At 72.9% G+C, this 1,939-nt stretch carries 1 protein-coding gene; it reads right to left on the reverse strand.

The genetic code is table 11. From position 1 onward, the window contains the following. Positions 1–150 precede the first annotated feature (150 nt). A partial coding sequence (gene mnmG / locus FV223_RS26415) for a tRNA uridine-5-carboxymethylaminomethyl(34) synthesis enzyme MnmG (RefSeq protein ID WP_147729703.1) occupies positions 151–1,939 on the reverse strand: 1,789 nt, incomplete at its 5' end.

A 1,939-nucleotide genomic window follows, 5' to 3' on the forward strand; every position in this document is an offset into this window, starting at 1 on the left:
CTGCGGGGGAGGGTGGGCCTCGCGTCAGCGAGGGTCGGGAGAGGGGAGCACCTTTTCCGGAAACGGAGCTCCCCTCTCCCCCCCTGCTCCGCAGGGTACCCTCCCCCGCAGAGGGGGGAGGGAAGACGCGTGTTGCGGCTAGGACCATCCTCACGATGCCACCGCCTCGCGACGCCGCGCATGCGCGGCGAGCAGCGTCAGCGCGGCCGGGGTGACGCCCTCGATCCGCGCCGCCTGCCCCAGGGTTCCCGGCCGCACGGTCTCGAGCTTGATCCGCATCTCGTTGGAGAGCCCGGCGATGCGCCCGTAATCCAGCCGAACCGGCAGGCTCACCGCCTCGTCGCGGCGGAAGGCGGCGATGTCGGCATTCTGCCGGTCGAGATAGACCGCGTAGGTCGCATCCGTCCGCAGGCGCTCGGCGATCCGCGGCGAGACCGCGCTCAGCTCGGGCCAGACCGAGGCCAAGCGGCCCCAGTCTAGATCGGGATAGGAGAGAATTTGGAAGGCGGTGCGGCGGATGCCGTCCTGGTTGAGCGCGAGGCCGTGGGCCTGCGCCTGGGTCGGCGTCAGGGTCAGCGCGTCGAGGCGGGCGCGCACCGCCGATAGCTCGGCCTGCGACGCGGCGAAGTGCGCCGCCCGCCGGGTCCCGACGCAGCCGAGCGCGGCCCCGCGCGGGGTCAGGCGCTCGTCGGCGTTGTCGACGCGCAGGCTCAGGCGATACTCCGAGCGCGAGGTGAACATGCGGTAGGGCTCGCTCACCCCATGGGTGACGAGGTCGTCGATCATCACGCCGAGGTAGGATTCCGCCCGGTCGAAGGTCGCCGCCACCGCGCCGCCGGCGATCCGTGCGGCGTTGATCCCGGCGACCAGCCCCTGCCCCGCCGCTTCCTCGTAGCCGGTGGTGCCGTTGATCTGCCCGGCGAGCAGCAGGCCCGGCAGTCGCTCGGCCTGGAGCCCGGCATCGAGCTCGCGCGGGTCGACGTAATCGTACTCGATGGCGTAGCCCGGCCGCAGGATCCGCGTCGCCTCCAGGCCCGGGATCAGGGCGACGAGCCGGTGCTGCACCGCCTCCGGCAGCGCGGTGGAGATGCCGTTCGGGTAGATCGTCGGGTCGTCGAGGCCTTCGGGCTCGAGAAAGATCTGGTGGCCCTCGCGGTCGCCGAAGCGCACCACCTTGTCCTCGATCGACGGGCAGTAGCGCGGGCCGCGGCTGCTGATGCCGCCGGAATACATCGGCGACAGGTGCAGGGTCTCGCGGATCAGGTCGTGGACCGCCTGCGTCGTCCGGGTGATGCCGCAGCGGATCTGCGGGGTGGTGATCCGCTCGGTCAGGGTCGAGAACGGCACCGGCTCGGCGTCGGCCTCCTGCATCTCCAATCTTGACCAGTCGATGGTGCGGCCGTCGAGGCGCGGCGGGGTGCCGGTCTTCAGGCGCCCGAGCCGGAAGCCGAGCCGGTCGAGGGTCCGGGCCAGCCCGACCGCCGGCGCCTCGCCGACGCGGCCGGCCGGGATCTGAACCGGGCCGATATGGATCAACCCGCGCAGGAAGGTGCCGGTGGTGAGCACCACCGCGCCGCAGCGGAGCGTCCGCCCATCGCCGAGCACGATCCCGGCGACGCGCCCGTCCCGCACCACCAGATCCTCGCAGGCGCTCGCGACCACGGTCAGGTTCCGGGTCTCGGCCACCGCCGCCTGCATCGCCGCCGCGTAGAGCTTGCGGTCGGCCTGGGTGCGCGGCCCGCGCACCGCCGGGCCCTTGCGCCGGTTGAGCAGCCGGAACTGGATGCCGGCCGCGTCGGCGACCCGGCCCATCAAGCCGTCGAGGGCGTCGACCTCGCGCACGAGATGGCCCTTGCCGAGGCCGCCGATCGCCGGATTGCACGACATCGCGCCGATGGTCGCCGGATCGTGCGTGACGAGGGCGGTGCGTGCGCCGCAC

The organism is Methylobacterium sp. WL116 (assembly GCF_008039455.1).
Classification (GTDB): domain Bacteria; phylum Pseudomonadota; class Alphaproteobacteria; order Rhizobiales; family Beijerinckiaceae; genus Methylobacterium.